Raw genomic sequence first — 17,081 nt, 5'->3', positions numbered from 1 at the left:
ATGAACCCCTCGTCCTCCTCCGAGACGTTCGACGTGGTGGTCGTCGGCGGCGGCCCCGCCGGCGCGACCGCCGCCAATGATCTGGCTCGCCAGGGCCACCATGTGCTGCTGCTCGACAGAGCCGGCCGCATCAAGCCGTGCGGCGGCGCCATTCCGCCCCGGCTGATCGCCGAGTTCGAGATCCCCGATCATCTGCTGGTCGCCCGGATCTCGTCGGCCCGCATGGTATCGCCGAGCAACAGGGACGTCGACATGCCGATCGACGGCGGCTTCGTCGGCATGGTCGATCGCGAGCATTACGACGAATGGCTGCGTCGACGCGCCGCCGAGGGCGGTGCGGTCCGCCGCACCGGCACGTTCAGCAGACTAGCCCACGAGGCCGATGGTACGGCCGTGGTGCACTATGAGCGTCGCATGGACGACGGCAGCTTGCGCGAGGACAGCGTGCGTGCGCGCGCCGTGATCGGCGCCGATGGCGCGGTGTCGGCGGTGGCGCGGCAATGCATCCCGGAAGTCCGCGAGATCCGCTACGTGTTCGCCTATCACGAGATTATCCGCTCGCCGGATCGCAGCCATCCGGTGTTCGACGCGACCCGCTGCGACGTCGTCTATCGCGGGAAGCTGTCGCCGGATTTCTATAGCTGGGTGTTCCCGCACGGACCGACCACCAGCATCGGCACCGGCAGCGCCTGCAAGGGCTTTTCACTGCGCGGCTCGGTCGCCGAATTCCGGAAGGCGGCCGCGCTCGACGATCTGCAGACGATCCGCCGCGAAGGCGCGCCGATCCCGCTGAAGCCGCTGTCGCGCTGGGACAATGGCCGCGACGTCGTGCTCGCCGGCGATGCTGCCGGCGTGGTGGCGCCGGCCTCCGGCGAAGGCATCTATTATGCGATGGCCGGCGGTCGCGCGGCCGCGAATGCGGTGGCGCTGTTTCTGAAGACAGGGGACGCCGCAGCCCTCGCGACCGCCCGCAAGACTTTCATGCGCAAGCATGGTGCGGTGTTCTTCATCCTCGGCATGATGCAGCGTTACTGGTACACGAACGACGCCCGCCGCGAGCGCTTCGTCGCCATCTGCCGCGACCGCGACGTCCAGCAGCTGACCTGGGATGCCTACATGAACAAGGAGTTGGTTCGGGCCAAGCCGCTGTCGCATGTCCGGATCTTCTTCAAGAATATCGCCCACCTCACCGGGCTCGCGAAGGCGGCGTAGCAACTCGGGCAATGGATGAGCTGTTTCGCAGCCAGCATCTGGTCGATCTGATCCTCGCGGTCGTCGCCCTTGAGTTGATCGCCGTGACATGGATCTGGCGGCGGCGCCGTCGCGGCATCAGCCCGCGGGCCTTGCTGCCCAATCTGCTCGCCGGGGTCTTCCTGCTGCTCGCTGTGCGCTGCGCTCTGACCGAGGCGCCGTGGTTCTGGCTCGCAGGCTGCCTCGCCGCCTCCGGCATCGCCAACGCCGCCGATCTCCGGCAGCGGTGGCGGTGATAGTCTTCTGAGTGGATAGCCGTTTCAGGCGCTGTGCCGACGGCGGAACGCTCTCACGCGTGCCCGGCTGCCGACGGCCCCCGAAGCTGTCGCCCCCGCGAAAGCGGGGACCCATAGCCACAGGCCGAAATCTGTTGCGCAGACGCTTCAACGCGCAGCGCGCCTCGAGAAAGATCACGCGGTATGGGTCCCCGCTTTCGCGGGGACGACACATGTGTGTGGATGGCTCGCCGCTCAGGACCTGAGCGCCGTCCTGCCCTCGATCACTTCTTCTCGGAGAACGTCTTCAGATAGGCGATAACGTCCTTGCGCTGCTGCTCGTTGGCGAGCTTGAACACCATCTTGGTGGAGCCGGTGGCCTGGTCCGCCTTGCCCTTCTCGGTCAGATATTTCTTGAGAAAGGCGCTGGGGTCGGGGAGGTACTCGAAGATATTGTCCTCGGTCCAGACCAGGCCGGCTTCGCCAGCGTGCTTGTTGAGGTCCGAATAGGCAAAGCCTGGATACGTCCCGGTGGCGCGGCCGACGACGCCGGTCAGCACTGGGCCGACAGCGTTCTTCGCGTCGGGTCCGATGCGATGGCAGGTCATGCATTGTTTGAAGATCTGTTCGCCTTTCGCCGGGTCACCGCCGTCGAGCGCAAAGCCGGCGCCAGCAGATGTTACCGTAAGAGCCATCGCAACCACACCCGCTCTGAGCATTCCCGATCCTCCCAATAGTCCTGGTTGTTAGTGCATGTAATTGCCCCTTACAGCTAGCAGTGTCAGGATCGACTGTCATTCACAAGCGCGACAAAACTGGGCGCTTAAGTCGCACTTCGATCATGCAATAGGCGCAGGAATACCAACGAAAGTTGCATGCTCGTAAATAAGCCTTGACACTGAGGGCCCTGCGTGGGCTAACGACATATCCAAGACTCTCAATACGTTAGCGGGATGAGGCGCGGCGCCTTCAAAATGCGCGCCAACTGACGGCGACGCAATCCTAGCGAGCGTATCCAACGGGTGCCAAGACCATGGCCGAGTTTCACGGTCCACGACCCGACGTGACGTTGCTGCTCGACATGGACGGCGTGATCCGCGAGGCAACGCTGTCCCCATCCATGTCTGCAGAGAATGTCGACGCCTGGCTCGGCCGCCTCTGGTCGGAGATCGTCGATGATGCGAGCGAGAAGATCGAGCGCATCATGCACGACACCAAGCGCACCGGCATTTCCGCCTTTCGCCAGATCACCCAGCGGTTCCCCAGCGGCCTGGAGCTGCCGATGGAATTCACCACCGTGCTGCTCGGTGGCCGCGCCGGCATGCTGGCGATCGGCAAGAACCTGCAGGCGGTCGCAGAGCTGCAGGCCCGGCTGATCTCGGCGCAGCAGACCATCGAGCGGGACTATTGGCGCCTACGCGAGATCGAGACGCGCTACCGGCTGGTGATCGAGGATTCCAACGAGGCGGTACTGCTGACCAAGGTCTCGGATCTGCGTATCGTCGAGGCCAACCGAACGGCAGCCGCCGCCCTCGGCGTGTCGAACCGGCGCCGCGACAATCTGGTCGGCCGCGAGTTCCTGCACGAGATTCCGGACAAGGACCGCGAGCCTGTCGAGCTCATGCTGAGGCGGGTCCGCGACCAGGGTAAGGCGCCGGGCATCGTGATCCATCTCGGCGAGGACGCCGCGCCCTGGATGCTCCGAGGATCGCTGATGACCAGCGACAACGCACCGATGTTCCTGCTGCAGATGGCGCCGATCGGCAAGTCCATGCAGCGCGGCCCGGTGTCGGACGATCCGGAACGGCTGATCGACAACCTTCCGGACGCCGTCATCAGCATCGACGTCACCGGCGCCATCACGCGCGCCAACCGCGCATTCCTAGAGCTGGTCGAGGTCGGATCGAAAGATGCGCTCGTCGGCGAGAAGCTGAGCCGCTGGCTGACGCGCCCAGGCGCCGACCTGTCGGTTCTGATCTCCAATGTCGAGCGCCATGGAACCGTTCGGCTGCTGTCGACCACCATCCAGGGTGAGCTTGGCACCGAGACGGAGGTCGAGATTTCCGCCGCGGCGCACGGCCAGGACGGCCAGCGCCGGATCGGCCTCGTTCTGCGCAACATCTCGAGGCGGTTGTCGCCGACCGGGGAGCATGACAATCTGCGAGCAGCGCTCGCCGGCCTCAACGAATCGGTCGGCAAAACACCACTGCGCGATCTGGTGAGGAGCACGGTCGAGGTCGTCGAGCAGCACTACGTCCGCGCCGCGCTCGAGCTGGCCAATGGGAACCGGACCTCGGCCGCCGAAATTCTCGGCCTCAGCCGCCAGAGCCTTTACGCCAAGCTTGATCGGTATAATCTGAGCCAACTCGAAGAAAACGGCGAGGAAACCGAAAAGGGGAGCTAGTTGCCCGTTCCGCTGACGACGCCAGCCTTCGGCCACGCTACTCTTGCGAATTGCGAGCGCGAACAGATTCATCTCGCAGGCTCGATCCAGCCGCATGGCATCCTGCTGGCGGTGAAGGAGCCCGACAATGTCGTCATCCAGGCCAGCACCAATGCAGCGACCTTCCTCAACACCAAATCGGTGGTCGGACGTCCGCTGCGCGATCTCGGCGGCGACCTGGCGCTACAGATCCTGCCGCATCTGAACGGCCCGCTGCATCTGGCGCCGATGACCCTGCGTTGCGCGGTGGGGGCGCCGCCGCGCCGCGTCGACTGCACAATTCATCGCCCGTCGAATGGCGGACTGATCATCGAGCTGGAACCGGCGACGAAGACGACCAACATCGCCCCTGCGCTCGACGGCGCCTTCCACCGCATCACCTCGTCATCGTCGCTGCTCGGCCTCTGCGACGAGACTGCGACGATGTTCAGGGAGATCACCGGCTACGACCGGGTCATGGTGTACCGCTTCGACGACGAGGGCCATGGCGAGGTACTATCGGAGCGGCGACGGCCCGAGCTCGAAGCCTTTCTCGGCAACCGCTACCCGGCCTCGGACATTCCGCAGATCGCGCGGCGACTCTACGAGCGCAACCGCGTGCGCCTGCTCGTCGACGTCAACTACACGCCGGTGCCGCTGCAGCCGCGCATCTCGCCACTGAACGGGCGCGACCTCGACATGTCGCTGAGCTGCCTGCGCAGCATGTCTCCCATTCATCAGAAATATCTGCAGAACATGGGCGTCGGCGCCACGCTGGTGTGCTCGCTGATCGTCAGCGGCAGGCTCTGGGGCCTGATCGCCTGTCATCACTATGAGCCGCGCTTCGTGCCGTTCGATATCCGCGCGGCCTGCGAGGCGCTGGCCGAGACCTGCGCAATCCGGATCGCTGCGCTCGAAAGTTTCGCGCAGAGCCAGTCCGAGCTGGTCGTCCGCCGGCTCGAGCAGCGGCTGGTCGAGGCGGTCTCGCGGGACGGCGAATGGCAGGCGGCGTTGTTCGACGGCTCACAGTCGCTGCTGCAGCCGCTTGGCGCGACCGGCGCCGCGCTGCTGTTCGAAGGCCAGGTCACGACTGCCGGCGACGTTCCATCGACGCAGCGCATCCGCGATCTCGCCGCCTGGCTGGATCGCCGGCGCAAGACCACGGAGCCGGCGCCGCAAGCCCTGACGGTGACCGCCGCGCTGACGCTGGATGAGCCGTCCTTCATGGATCTCCGCTCGATCGCGAGCGGGCTGATCGCGGCCCCGCTCTCGGCGAGCGAGGGCGAGTACCTGCTCTGGTTCAGGCCCGAGCAGGTGAGGACGGTGACCTGGGGCGGCGATCCGCTCAAGGCGGTCATCATCGGCGACGATCCATCGGATCTGTCGCCGCGCCGCTCCTTCGCGCAATGGCACCAGCTGGTCGAAGGCAAGTCGGAACCATGGTCGCCGGCCGAGCTGGCCTCGGCCCGATTGATCAGCGAGACCGTGGCCGACGTTGCGCTGCAGCTTCGCTCGGTGCGCATGGTGATTGCGCAGGACCAGCTCGCCACGATCAGCGCCCAGGTGCTGCGGTCGGAGCAACCGGTGATCATCGCCGATGTCGAAGGTCGCATCCTGCTCATGAACGAGGCATTCGAGCAGCAGCTACGCGCCTCGCATCCGCACATTCCGCATCTGCGCGATCTCGGCAGCTACTTCACGGCACCGGCAGAATTCCGCGCCAATCTCGACGACCTCATGCGCAACAAGCGCAGTTGGCGTGGCGAGCTGACGCTGAGCGGCGGGGCCTCGCAGCGACCGCTGATGGTGCGCGCCGACCCGGTCATTGCGCCCTACGACCGCGTACTCGGCTTCGTGCTGATCTTCTCCGACCTGACGGAACGCAAGACGGCCGAGGCGGCCCGCGCGCGCTTCCAGGAGGAGATCGATGGCGCGCGGCGGCCGAGCCTTCGGCTCGATCAGCGCGCCAGCCTGATCTACAAGGAGCTGGCGGCCTCGACGGTGGAGAATGCGCAGCTCGCCGCGCTCGAAGTGACGCACGGCGCCGAAGCGGGCGGCATGCCGGAGATGTTGGAGAGCATCCGGAATTCCACCGCGCGGACGCTGGGCATCCTTGAGCATCTGGTGTGGTATCGCTCGCAGAGCGAGGAGTGAGAGCAAGTCCCGCGGCGTGTGGCGCTGATCTTCAGACGCCGAGCCCCGCCGCGGCCTGCAGCGCTTCCGACAGCGTGATGTTCAGCTTGAACGCCGTTGCCGCCTCTTCGACGACCGCGCCGTGATCGGCCATCGCAGCGCCGGCCAGCTCCAGCGCGTCGCGGTACGCGTCCTTGAAGCGCGGAACGTCTGCGATCTCGGGAAACTCGTAGAACGACAGCGCCTCCGGCGGCAGTGCGAGCGACCGCGCGAGGATCTTCTTGATGATCTGGCCGCCGCTGAGATCGCCGAGATAGCGCGTATAGGCGTGGGCCAGAAGCGGATGGCCCGAGCCCGATCCCGCCTCCTTGATGGCGCCGACATAGGCGATCGCTTCGGGCAACAGCGGCAGGCCGCTCGCATCGAGCGTGGCGAGATCGGCCCTGATGGCCGGACTGCGATGCAGCTCCGGCCGCACGATCCGGCTCAGCACAAGTGAGCCCTGGTGGCGGACAAGCTCGGCCTCCAACGTCTCGTAGACCGGCAGCAGATTGCGCAACAGCAAGGCATAAGCCTGCCGCGTGCCACGGCCGCGCAGCAGCTCGGCGACGACTCCGGTCCGCTCCGCCGTCACATGCAGCGCCTTGGTCCGTTCGCGCATCGCTTCCAAAAGGCTGGCCGGGCGCGTGCTGCACCCGGCCATCTCGATCTGCTCAACTCTATCCAACATGTCTCGACCTGCAGGACTTCAGCGCATCGGCGCCAGTCCGTGTTTCACGCCCCAGTCGAACCAGCTGTCGACCACTGTGCCCGAGAGTAGGATGCCGATGCCGCCGGTCAAGGGACAAAGCACAGCGAACCACCAAGCCCAGCGATGGATCGATTCGGCGGTCGCATTGAAGCCCATCGTCCAGCGCCAGAACAGCGCACCCCGCTCGAACGCCGTGCCGCGATCGACGATCTGCTCGAGCTCGCGCTCGCCGCCGTAGCGGCTGATCGCCAGCACCGTCGCGCCATGCATCGCGAACAGCAGCGCCGATCCGTACAGGAAGGCGATCGAGAGCATGTGGAACGGATTGTAGAACAGGTTGCCGTGGGTGATGGAGAAATTGTTGGTCCAGTCGAGGTGCGGGAAGATGCCGAACGGCACCGCCTCGCTCCAGCTCCCCATGAAGATCGGCCGGATGAAGCCGAGCACCAGATAGAGCCAGATCGCCGACGCAAACGCCCAGGAGACGTGCGTACCGAGGCCGAGCGCGCGGGCGCGGCGATAGGTGCGGGCCCACCACAACAGGATCGACGTCGTCAGGAAAAAGCCGGCCATCAGCCACCAGCCGCCCTCCTGCAGCGGCGGGAAGATCTGCAGGCCGTATTCCGGCGCCGGCGGCTGCAGCGCCAGCCACGGGAACTGGCGAATGAACTCGAGTGGGCTCCAGTTCACCGAGGCCAGCATGTTGAGACCGATGATCTCGATCGCGACGAAGCCGGTCATCAAAGAGGCCAGGCCGAGGAAGCCGAGATACACCGGGCCGACCTGGGCGTCACCGATCTTGCCGAACCAGTAGTTGAAGCTGCCCTTGCCGAGCCGCTCCCAGATTCCAGGCTCGATCGGGATACCCGGGTAGATCTTGCTGCGAACTTGGATCTGCGTGAAGATGTTCTGGTATTGGGCCATGACGACCTCTCCTTGAACTCATTGCGGCGGCGACCAGATCGGAACCCTGCGCCACCATTCCCACCAATCCGACCAGGCATTGCCTTCCGGCAGCAGCCAAGCGGGACCGGAGATGACGATGCAGACGGCGCTGAAGAACACGGCGGACAGCGCGAGGAACAGCCCGACGCGGTGGATGCCCAGGGTGCCGACGGAATAGCCGATGAGATCACGAAACATCGTGTTCTCATGCTCCGGCGACTTCATCTCCTCGCCACGGCCGGGGTTGCTGGCCGACAGGATCAGACCGCCGTGCAGCGCGAGCGCGAGACACGTCGTGAAGAAGAACGTGATCGCGATCATGTGCGCGGGATTGTAGTGGAAGTTTCCGAACTGATAGCCGGTGTTCGACACCCAATCGAGATGAGTGATGATGCCGTAGGGGAAGGCGTAGCTCCACGAGCCCATCAGCACCGGCCGGATCACCTCCAGCGTGAAATAGGCGAAGATCGCAAAGCCGAAGGCGAACGGCACGTGGTAGCCGATCGCGAGCTTGCGGCAGATCTCGACCTCGCGCAGCGCCCAGGAGACGAACGCGCCATGCGCGCACACCGTGATGAGCTGCCAGAAGCCGCCCTCGGTGAGTGGCGCGAATGACAGGCCATATTTGGCGTCGGGCGGATTGATGCTGATCTGCCAGAGATTCCACGTCGGTCCGAGCGCCGTGGCATAGAGGATCAGCGCCACACCGACGAACGTGAAGAAGATCGTCGTCACGCCGAAGAAGCCGACATAGAATGGTCCAACCCAGAAATCGAACAGGTCGCCGCCGATCAACGTGCCGCCGCGGACGCGGTATTTTCGTTCAAAGCTGAGCATTGCCATCGGTCCTGCCTCCGCTGCCCGTCGCTCGATATGCTACGTATCGTATCGTCTCGTCATGTCGTCAGGCCGCGCATTCATTGACGGCCATATTTGGGAAGCGGGCGAACGAGGTCTGTCGCCGACGCACGCCCGCTTCCCTTGGGTCACGCGAAGCTGTTAGGTGAGCTTCACCGGAGTCGCCGGATCGGAGATCGACGACGTCTTCGCAGCGCGCGGTCCCTCCAGCCAGTTGAACCGGTTCGTGCTGAGCAGGATGAAGTGAATCACCAATGCCAGTCCGAACAGGAAGATGCCGAGAGCCACGAGAACCCGGCGGGGATCGAACAACAACCACAAGCGCCACATAGTTTTCTCCTTTCGGTCAGGTCAGGTAGGAGAGCACGATATTGGCGTAGTGGGTCACCCCATCCAGCGCCGCTGCCTTGTAGCCGGTCGGCCCGGGCAGCCAAGGACGCCACATCCAGGCGAGAATGTGGGCGACGATCGCAATCGCCGTGAAGACCACAAAGCTCGTCATGAAGATGCTATGGAATTCCCTAGCCTCCGCTTCGGTCAGCCCCGACAGAGAGCCTCCCTTGTTTGGTACGTCCACCATAGTGGTACCTCCTGGTGTTGGCCTTTCGGCCGGATGCCGCTCACCGGAATGAGCGGCGTCGAAGCGCCATCCCGTCGCCGGGATGACATCCGTGCGGCGAGCCGCACGAATCCCTTGAAAGAGCGCACAGGGCTCAGCCGACAGCCTTCGCGCTCACAGCCCCATGAAGGACGAGGTCGCGCAGTTCGCAGCCTTGATCCTCGCTTCGCCCATGATGGCGCCGAGCGGCGCCGGCCGGTGGCCGGTGACGACGGAGCCGATCCGGCGCAGCACGCCCTCGACCATCAGCACCGCGAAGCACATTGCGTAGACCAGGAGATATTCGATCCGCTCGCGCGATCTCGGCGCGACGTCACGATCCATGCGCTCGTACAACGACATCGTCCCTCTCCCTTCGCTCCACCCCATCGCGCTCATGCGGCCTGGCCCGTTGCGAGCTGCAGCCGCACGCGCGCGAAAACGTCTTCCGTCACCTTGTCGAGTCCCGCCTGGCGCGCGCCGCGTTCGGCGGCATCGCGCAGCCGCTTGGCCGCGGAAATCCGCACCAGCACCGGCTGCGTTTCGATGATCTCATCGAGCGCGAGCCGGGCGCCGTCATCCCAAGGCAGTTCGCGCTCGAGCCGCGCCGGCGTCGCCGCGATCTGATCGAGTTGCGTGGCGAGCGGCAGGATGTTGAACAGCGCATCGAACAGCGCGTTGCAGACCTCCTGCACGACATAGGTCGCGCCGGCATAGCCCATGAACGGCGTGCCGGTGTGGCGGCGGATCACCGTGCCCGGGAACGAGGCCGGGATGTAGATCGCGCGGTTGCCCGCTTCCGCCGCATACATGCGCTCATTGTAGCTGCCGAACAGCACCAGCGGCGGCCGCTCGTGGATCTGCTTGCGGATCGCGTCATTGTCGGTCTTGGCGCCGGCGCAGCGCGCGACCGCGAAGTGACACGGCAGCCCGAGCTCGGTCTCCAGGAAATTGCGCAAGCCCCGCGCGTAGGTCTCGGAGGCGACGATGCCGAAGCTCGCGGTGCCGAAGAAATCCTGCGTAACCGAACGCCAGAGATCCCAGATCGGCTTGATCGTGGTGTGCTTCTCGCGCGCAATGAACGGCTCGGGATCGAGCCCGAGCATCTCGCCGAGCGTGCGCAAGAATTTCGTGGTCGAATGCAGCCCGATCGGCGCCTGCAGATAGGGCCGCTCCAAGGTCTCGCATAGCAGCCGGCCGAACTCGCGATACATGCAGATGTTGACGTCCGCATTGACCAGCTTCGGCACATCGGCGACATGGCTGCCGAGCGGAAACACCATGTTGATCTCCGCGCCGATGCCTTCGACGAGCCGGCGGATCTCGGCGAGATCCGAGGGCATGTTGAAGGTGCCGTAGATCGGCCCGATGATGTTGACGCGTGGCTTCTCGCCGTCGGCACGCGGCTTGCGCTCCGGGATCTTGCGCAAGCCATATTCACTCCACAACCAGCTCAGCGCGCGGTTGGCGCTCTGCCACTGGTCCTCGTCGATCGTGCGCGGCAGGAAGCGCTTGATATTGGAGCCTTCCGGCGTGACGCCGCCGCCGATCATCTCGGCGATCGAGCCGGTGACGACCACCGCCGGCAGGTCGGGATCGAGCGCGGCGCGGGCGCGCTTCATCGCCTGCTCGGTGCCCTTCTGTCCCAGTTCGTCTTCGCCGAGACCGGTGACGACGATCGGCAGTTCGTGCGGCGGCAGGCCGTCGGTGTAGTGCAGCACCGAGGTCACCGGCAGGTTCTCACAGCCGACCGGGCCGTCGATGATGACCTGCAGGCCCTTGATCGCGGTAAACGCGTAGACCGAGCCCCAATAGCCGCCGGCGCGATCGTGGTCGAGGATCAGCATCACACCATCTCCTCGGATTTGCGCTTCTTGGCCTGCGCCGCGACCGCCTTGCGGAACTTGTCGCGGAATTCAGGACGCGCGACAGGTGTGTCCTGCCACACGCCCGCAGTGTCGCCCTCGCCGACACCGTCGAAGAACGCACGCATCTCGTCGAACCGCGCCTTGCCGCCGATGGCGGCATTGACGACCTGCGCCAGCGAGCCGGCGCCGGAGACGCCGAACAGCGGCCGCGCTGAAATGAGGTTGGTGAAGTAGAGCGAGGGAATCGCCCGCGCCTTGGCCTTCTGCACGACCGGCGTGGTGCCGATCGCGAGATCAGGCTCGAACTCATCGACCGCCGCGAGATCCTGCTCCAGCGAGGCGCGGTACTGCACGCGCACGCCGCGGCTCTCGAGCCAGGCGCAGTCCGCCTCCGACCAGCGCGTGCGCGGACAGGCCGTGCCGACATAGCGCAGATCGGCGCCGCTCTCGACCAGGAGACGCCCGACAAGGAGCTCCGATCCTTCATAGCCCGACAGCGTGATGCGGCCACGGATCGGCGTTGCCGCAAGTGCCGCGCGGATTGCCGGCAGCACCGCGTTCTTCGCCGCGTCGATCTGCCCGCGTCCGGCGCCGCAAATCGTCCCGACGGCCTCGAGCCAATCCGCGGTGCCGTCGCAGCCGACCGGCGCCGAACCGATGATCGGACGGCCCGCCGCCTCGAATTCGCGGATCGAGGCCGTGTAGAACGGATGGATCGCCGCGACAGCCGCGCAATCCAGCGCGCCATAGAGCTCGCGCCATTCGCGCGTCGGCACCGTGGGCCCGGCGGCAAGGCCGAGCGGCGCCAGCATCATGCCGATGCCCACGGGATCGGCGGGAAACATCTCACCCAGCAGCGTGATCGTCGGCTTGTCGCCGCGCGGCGCCCGCGGCGCCTGCACCGGCCCCTGCCCGGCCTCGCGGCGCGCATAGTTCAGCATCGCGCCCGCCAGCACGTCCTTGGCCTCGGCATGGGTCGGCACGCCGAAGCCGGGGACGTCGATGCCGATCACACGGACGCCGTTGATCTCCTTCGGCAGGATTTGCAGCGGCACGCCGGACGCGGTGGGGACACAGAGATTGATGATGACGACGCAGTCGTAATTGGCGGGATCGGCGAGCTTGAAAACCGCCTCGCGGATGTCCTCGAACAGCTTTCCGGTGACCAGCGTCTCGGAATTGAACGGAACATAGCCGACGCTGCGCCGCGCACCATAGAAGTGCGAGGTGAAGGTCAGGCCATAGACGCAGCAGGCCGAGCCCGAGAGCACTGTGGCGGTGCGGCGCATGCGCAGGCCGACGCGCAGCGAGCCGAAGGCCGGGCACATGCTCTGCGGCTGGTCATGCGGCCCGGCCGGATAGTCCGCCGCATAGCGCGCCAAGATCTCGCTCTTGCCGGCAGCGTCGGCCGCCTTCTTGAGCTCGGCCTTGCCGGCGTGGCAGCCGAGCGCCTCGGGCTGCGCCGGCATGCCCGCCTCCGCGCCGCTCACGGCCTGATGGATCACCGCATCGCTCATTGCACTACATTCCGCTGCTCAGCAACGCACCCATCACACATTGTCGTAGATCACTTCGAGCGACGGCTTGGCCACCGCCGCGCTGCCGCACATGTCCTCGAGCGTCGCCTGCTCCAGCACGACGTCGCGGCCAGTCTCCGAGGCCTTGAACAGGCCGAGCAGGCCGTCATGGGTCAGGGGATGCGGATGCTGCGGCGGCGCCTCGGCGACGTTCTGGGCGAGATGCTCGAACAGCGGCGCCCAGGGCGTGCCGGGCCGGCCGATGATCTGATAGCTCGCGCTCTTGCGGCGGATGTCGTCATCGGCGGGGATCGAGGCCAGCACCGGGATGCCGGTCGCATCAGCAAAGGCCTGCGCCTCGCCGGTGCCGTCGTCCTTGTTGATGACGATCCCGGCGACGCCGACATTGCCGCCGAGCTTGCGGAAATATTCCACCGCCGAGCAGACATTGTTGGCGACGTACAGCGACTGCAAATCGTTGGAGCCGACGATGATCACCTTCTGGCACATGTCGCGCGCGATCGGCAGGCCGAAGCCGCCGCAGACGACGTCGCCCAGAAAATCGAGCAGCACGTAGTCGAACCCCCAGTCGTGGAAGCCGAGCTTCTCGATCAGCTCGAAGCCGTGGATGATGCCGCGGCCGCCGCAGCCGCGGCCGACTTCAGGGCCGCCGAGCTCCATCGCGAACACGCCGTCTCGCTTGAAGCAGACGTCGCCGATCTTCACGTCCTCGCCAGCGAGCTTCTTCTTCGACGAGGTCTCGAGAATGGTCGGGCAGGCGCGGCCGCCGAACAGCAGCGACGTGGTGTCGCTCTTCGGGTCACAGCCGATCAGCAGCACCTTCTTGCCCTGCTGCGCCATCATGTAGGACAGGTTCGCGAGCGTGAAGCTCTTGCCGATGCCGCCCTTGCCGTAGATCGCGATGATCTGCGTCGCCTTCTTCGGCGCAGCCGTCGTGGGCGCGTCGGGCTCGATTGCGGCTTCGGCCCGCAGGGCATCGGTCATCGTACTGATCTTGGTCGGGGCATTCATGCGGCAGCTCTCCAGTCCAAGATCATTTTGAGACATGACGAATCGTCGAACGCGGTCCGGTAGGCGCTCTCCGCCGACAGAGCGTCGGCGTGATGCGTGATCAGCCCGTCCAGCGACAGCCGGCCGGTGTCGATCAGATTGCGCACCGCGAGCAGGTCCTCGTGCTTCCATTCGGCGGCAACGCGGATCGCCGCCTCGCGCATGAAGGCCGGCGGATAGGAGAAGGTCAGCGGCGCGCTGTAGAAGCCGGCGAGGATGATCTCGCCCCGGGGGGCCAAGCGAGCAATGAGACTGTCGAGCAGGCCGGCATCGCCGCTGGCATCGAAGATCAAGCGATAGTCGCGCCTGCTATCAGCCGCGGGATCGATGACGCGATAGCCCATCGCGCCGGCGGCGCGCTCCGGATTGCTTTCCCACACCACCGGCGGGTCGCCACCCATCGCCACGATCAGCCGCGCCAGCAGGCGACCGAGCACACCATGACCGACAACGCATTCGGCCTGTCCGTCACCGCCGATCGCCAGCGCATGATAGGCAGTGGCCGCGAGCGCCAGCAGCACGCCGCGCTCGCCGACGGTCTCATCGATCGCGACCACGCGCTGCGGAGGAACGTTGAGGCGCGAGGCAGCGGCGCCGAACAGGCTCCTCACCTCGCCGAAGCAGCGCGCCGCGCCCGGCACGAAGACGCGCTCGCCCTTTCGAAAACCCGAATGAGGTGCAGCCTGCGCGACGCGGCCGACCGCCTCGTAGCCCGGCACGAGCGGATAGCCCATGCCCGGGAAGGTCGGCATGCGTCCTTCGTACAGCAGCCGTTCTGTCCCGGTGCTGATCGCGCTCCATTCGATGTCGACGGTGAGACAGTCCGGGGTATCCGCCAGCTGCAGCTGCTGCAGCGACAACTCCCTCGGCCTCCCCAGCACCACGGCGATCGCGTCCATAGCCCAACTCCCCGGCGACGCCCGCTTAGTTACGGGTGTCAGGTTAATCCGCTCACGAAAAGTGTCAATATAAATTTACATTCCGAGTGTCAGCTATTCGCGACAATCACGCCGGCGATCATGGGGATGCGTGTGCGAAGCACTCGCACCTGCGAAAAGCCCGCGATGTTCAGCAGTTCGCGCAGCCGCGCCGCGCTGCGCGGCCGCCCCTGCCCCATCGCGCGCAGATAGATCTCGAAATACGCGCTGACGCCGTCGCTACCGCCGGAGGCCTCACGCATCGGCTCGCCGAGCAGCAGCACGCCATGGTCGGGCAAGGCAGCGCGCGCTTTGGTGAGCAACCGCGCCACGGCATCGTCGTCGTGATCATGCACGACGCGAATCAGCGAGATCACGTCGGCGCCGGTGGGGAGCGGATCGTCGTAGAAGCTGCCCGCCGTGATCGTGACGCGAGTGGCAAGCCCGGCCGTGGCAAGGCGCTCCTGCGCGATCGCGGCGACTTCGGGCAGATCGAACAGCTTCAGCTGGAGTTGCGGCGCGGCCCGCGCGGCCGCGGCGAGGAAGCTGCCGTCGCCGCCCCCGACATCGAGCAGGCAGCGGTGGCGGCTCAACGGATAGGCTGCGAGGACGACGTCCGCGATCATCGGCTGCGACGCCGCCATCAGCGCCGTATAGGGCGCGACATCGTCGCGCGTCAGCGCCGCGCTGCCACGGTCGAGCGCATACGGCCAGTAATGCGCCAGCCGGCGCTCGCGATCCTGGCCGCGCAATAGCGCCACGGGATCGCCGAGATCGGCATATAGCGCGACGTGATGGCGAACCATCGCGGCGATGCCGGGATTGCCGAGCAGCGCCGCGCCGAGCGGCCCGAGCCCATAATGCGACTCGCCGCGCCGCTCCAGGAGCTGCAAGGCGCAGGCCGCCTCGCACAGGCTCATCATTGCGTCAGGTGACATCGCTGCACGCGACGCCAACGCCGCGACATTGCAAGGCCCTCCGCGCAATGTCTCGAACAGATCGAGCTGCACGCACGCCGCCAAGGTCTGCGAATAGACGAAGCCGGCGCAGAGATCGAACAGCTCCGCCGCCCGCTTGCGTGCAATCGGCCGCGTCAACGGAAACGCCGCCGCCCAGCGCTGGAACGAAGCACTCGCCAGCAACACATCGCGCCAGCCACGCCAGCGATCACGTAAGCGCGTGACAGCCGGCGTATCGTGGCGGAGAGCCGCGGGCATGGCCGTCAACGCTCCGCCAGCAAAGTTTGAGCTGACACGCATGAACAGCATGAGCCCACGCACCGACCCGCGCAACTGCCCACCCTCCCCTGGAGGGAGAGGGTCGCCGTGCGCGAAGCGCGCGGCGCGGTGGGGTGGACCCGGAAATCGCTCTCGACGGGTCGCGCCGTTCTGCGCCTCGCCAGCCTCGGCCTTTCGGGCATCGCCAGCACCGTACGCGCGGATGGTCTGTCACCCCACCCCGGCACGCATGTCGCTGCGCTCATGCGCGCCGACCCTCCCCCTCCAGGGGAGGGTGAACAGCGATCGCCCCTTGAGGACATGGCCATCGCAAGCGGCCGAAAGCTCACGCCGCCGACGCCGCCAGGCGGCGTGGCACCAGGCGCTTGGCCTCCTGCTCCATCAGCAGGCGCAGCTCATGCGCATGGGCGCAAGGCGGCATGGTGCGGATGCCGTCAGCGACGAGATCGTGCAGATAGCTGACCGCGCCGGTGAGGCCATAGCGCAGCACGGCATTGGGACGTCCGAGCGCGGCGTCCTGCCCGACCGGCTTGCCCGCCTCCTCCTCATCGCTGGCCGCGTCGCGGAGATCGTCTGCGACCTGGTAGGCCTCGCCGATCTTCTCGCCCAGGCTCCGCCAAGCCTCGGGATTCGCGTGCCCGGCGGCCGCAGCCCCCGACACGGTCGCCGCTGCGAACAGCGCCCCGGTCTTGGAGCGGTGATAATGCGACAGGTCGATCTCCGGCTCGCATTCCCAGGCCTGCCCGGCGGCGATGCCGTGCGGCACGCCCACGGCGTCGCCGATCGTCGCAATCAATTGCGCCAGCCGCAGCGGCGAGCAGCGCGACTTGGCGAGGGTCTGGAACGCCAGCACGATCAGCGCATCGCCCGCGAGCACCGCGAGCGGCTCGCCGAACGCCGCATGCACCGATGGGCGTCCACGCCGCAGCTTGGCATTGTCGAAGCACGGCAGGTCGTCATGGACCAGCGAGGCACAGTGCAACAGCTCGATCGCCGATCCCGCCGCATCGGTCGCCGCCGGCTCGTCGTCGCCGCAAGCCGCCGCCACCGCGTGACAGAGGCGCGGCCGCACCCGCGCGCCCTTGGGAAACACCGCGGCCTGCATCGCCGCCGATAACCGAGGTGGACATCCGGATCGGTCGGCCAGAGCGACCGCTGCGACGAGGGATTTCTCGATCCGGGCCATCACATCCATGTCCGCCTCCCCTGCCGCGAGGCCGTCCTGGCCCTCGCTTATGTAAATTACAACTTACACCAACACTGTAAATCATGATAGACATTTCCTGCGTCATGTCGA

At 66.2% G+C, this 17,081-nt stretch carries 17 protein-coding genes; 4 read left to right on the top strand and 13 right to left on the bottom strand.

From position 1 onward, the window contains the following. The gene (locus ACVIJ6_RS18815; RefSeq protein WP_456773900.1) at positions 1-1,212 is read left to right on the top strand and encodes a geranylgeranyl diphosphate reductase; all 1,212 of its coding nucleotides are present in this window, start codon (positions 1-3) and stop codon (positions 1,210-1,212) included. A gap of 11 nt (positions 1,213-1,223) precedes the next feature. Then, on the top strand, positions 1,224-1,487 hold the full coding sequence (locus ACVIJ6_RS18810; RefSeq protein WP_456773899.1) for a hypothetical protein: 264 nt from the start codon (positions 1,224-1,226) through the stop codon (positions 1,485-1,487). Between the two features lie 263 nt (positions 1,488-1,750). Here the strand turns inward: ACVIJ6_RS18810 and ACVIJ6_RS18805 are convergent, their stop codons facing one another. Next, on the bottom strand, positions 1,751-2,185 hold the full coding sequence (locus ACVIJ6_RS18805; RefSeq protein WP_172237513.1) for a c-type cytochrome: 435 nt from the start codon (positions 2,183-2,185) through the stop codon (positions 1,751-1,753). A gap of 314 nt (positions 2,186-2,499) precedes the next feature. On the opposite strand from ACVIJ6_RS18805, the gene ppsR reads away from it, so the two are divergent. Together ppsR and ACVIJ6_RS18795 are read left to right on the top strand one after the other, a co-directional pair. Further along, positions 2,500-3,870 carry a transcriptional regulator PpsR gene (ppsR, locus tag ACVIJ6_RS18800; RefSeq protein WP_456773898.1) on the top strand — a complete coding sequence of 457 codons (1,371 nt, stop codon included), beginning with the start codon at positions 2,500-2,502 and terminating at the stop codon, positions 3,868-3,870. After that, complete coding sequence (locus tag ACVIJ6_RS18795; RefSeq protein WP_456773897.1) at positions 3,871-6,042, top strand: GAF domain-containing protein; 2,172 nt, start codon at positions 3,871-3,873, stop codon at positions 6,040-6,042. Positions 6,043-6,073: 31 nt separating this feature from the next. Here ACVIJ6_RS18795 and ACVIJ6_RS18790 read toward each other — a convergent pair whose 3' ends face one another. From ACVIJ6_RS18790 to ACVIJ6_RS18735, 12 genes are all read right to left on the bottom strand, one after another. After that, the gene (locus tag ACVIJ6_RS18790; protein ID WP_456773896.1) at positions 6,074-6,751 is read right to left on the bottom strand and encodes a biliverdin-producing heme oxygenase; all 678 of its coding nucleotides are present in this window, start codon (positions 6,749-6,751) and stop codon (positions 6,074-6,076) included. A gap of 18 nt (positions 6,752-6,769) precedes the next feature. Beyond that, a complete protein-coding gene (pufM, locus tag ACVIJ6_RS18785) occupies positions 6,770-7,696 on the bottom strand; it encodes a photosynthetic reaction center subunit M (protein ID WP_456773895.1) in 927 nt (308 codons plus the stop codon). A gap of 18 nt (positions 7,697-7,714) precedes the next feature. Next, the gene (pufL, locus tag ACVIJ6_RS18780; protein WP_315810497.1) at positions 7,715-8,560 is read right to left on the bottom strand and encodes a photosynthetic reaction center subunit L; all 846 of its coding nucleotides are present in this window, start codon (positions 8,558-8,560) and stop codon (positions 7,715-7,717) included. Positions 8,561-8,716: 156 nt separating this feature from the next. Continuing rightward, positions 8,717-8,905, bottom strand: coding sequence for a light-harvesting antenna LH1, alpha subunit (pufA, locus tag ACVIJ6_RS18775; RefSeq protein WP_012046283.1), 189 nt, complete (start codon positions 8,903-8,905; stop codon positions 8,717-8,719). A 16-nt stretch (positions 8,906-8,921) separates the two neighbouring features. Next, positions 8,922-9,155: a light-harvesting antenna LH1, beta subunit gene (gene pufB, locus ACVIJ6_RS18770; protein WP_012046284.1), complete on the bottom strand. Its 234-nt coding sequence runs from the start codon at positions 9,153-9,155 to the stop codon at positions 8,922-8,924. A 153-nt stretch (positions 9,156-9,308) separates the two neighbouring features. After that, complete coding sequence (locus ACVIJ6_RS18765) at positions 9,309-9,536, bottom strand: hypothetical protein (protein WP_456773894.1); 228 nt, start codon at positions 9,534-9,536, stop codon at positions 9,309-9,311. A 32-nt stretch (positions 9,537-9,568) separates the two neighbouring features. Next, positions 9,569-11,020 (bottom strand): chlorophyllide a reductase subunit Z, encoded by a 1,452-nt coding sequence (gene bchZ, locus ACVIJ6_RS18760; RefSeq protein ID WP_456773893.1) that lies wholly within the window; start codon positions 11,018-11,020, stop codon positions 9,569-9,571. After that, positions 11,020-12,558: a chlorophyllide a reductase subunit Y gene (gene bchY, locus ACVIJ6_RS18755; protein ID WP_456773892.1), complete on the bottom strand. Its 1,539-nt coding sequence runs from the start codon at positions 12,556-12,558 to the stop codon at positions 11,020-11,022. Before bchY ends, bchZ begins: the two co-directional genes overlap by 1 nt. A 33-nt stretch (positions 12,559-12,591) precedes the next feature. Further along, on the bottom strand, positions 12,592-13,590 hold the full coding sequence (locus ACVIJ6_RS18750) for a chlorophyllide a reductase iron protein subunit X (protein WP_456773891.1): 999 nt from the start codon (positions 13,588-13,590) through the stop codon (positions 12,592-12,594). Then, positions 13,587-14,528 (bottom strand): chlorophyll synthesis pathway protein BchC, encoded by a 942-nt coding sequence (gene bchC / locus ACVIJ6_RS18745; RefSeq protein ID WP_456773890.1) that lies wholly within the window; start codon positions 14,526-14,528, stop codon positions 13,587-13,589. The genes ACVIJ6_RS18750 and bchC overlap by 4 nt, the downstream gene beginning before the upstream one ends. A gap of 89 nt (positions 14,529-14,617) precedes the next feature. Further along, positions 14,618-15,763 carry a methyltransferase gene (locus ACVIJ6_RS18740; RefSeq protein WP_456773889.1) on the bottom strand — a complete coding sequence of 382 codons (1,146 nt, stop codon included), beginning with the start codon at positions 15,761-15,763 and terminating at the stop codon, positions 14,618-14,620. Positions 15,764-16,109: 346 nt separating this feature from the next. Next, positions 16,110-16,979: a polyprenyl synthetase family protein gene (locus ACVIJ6_RS18735; RefSeq protein WP_456773888.1), complete on the bottom strand. Its 870-nt coding sequence runs from the start codon at positions 16,977-16,979 to the stop codon at positions 16,110-16,112. Between the last annotated feature and the right edge of the window lie 102 nt (positions 16,980-17,081).

Source organism: Bradyrhizobium sp. USDA 4369, assembly GCF_054056435.1.
The sequence above is the reverse complement of the archived record's forward strand: the minus strand, read 5'-3'. Positions and strand labels throughout refer to the sequence as shown.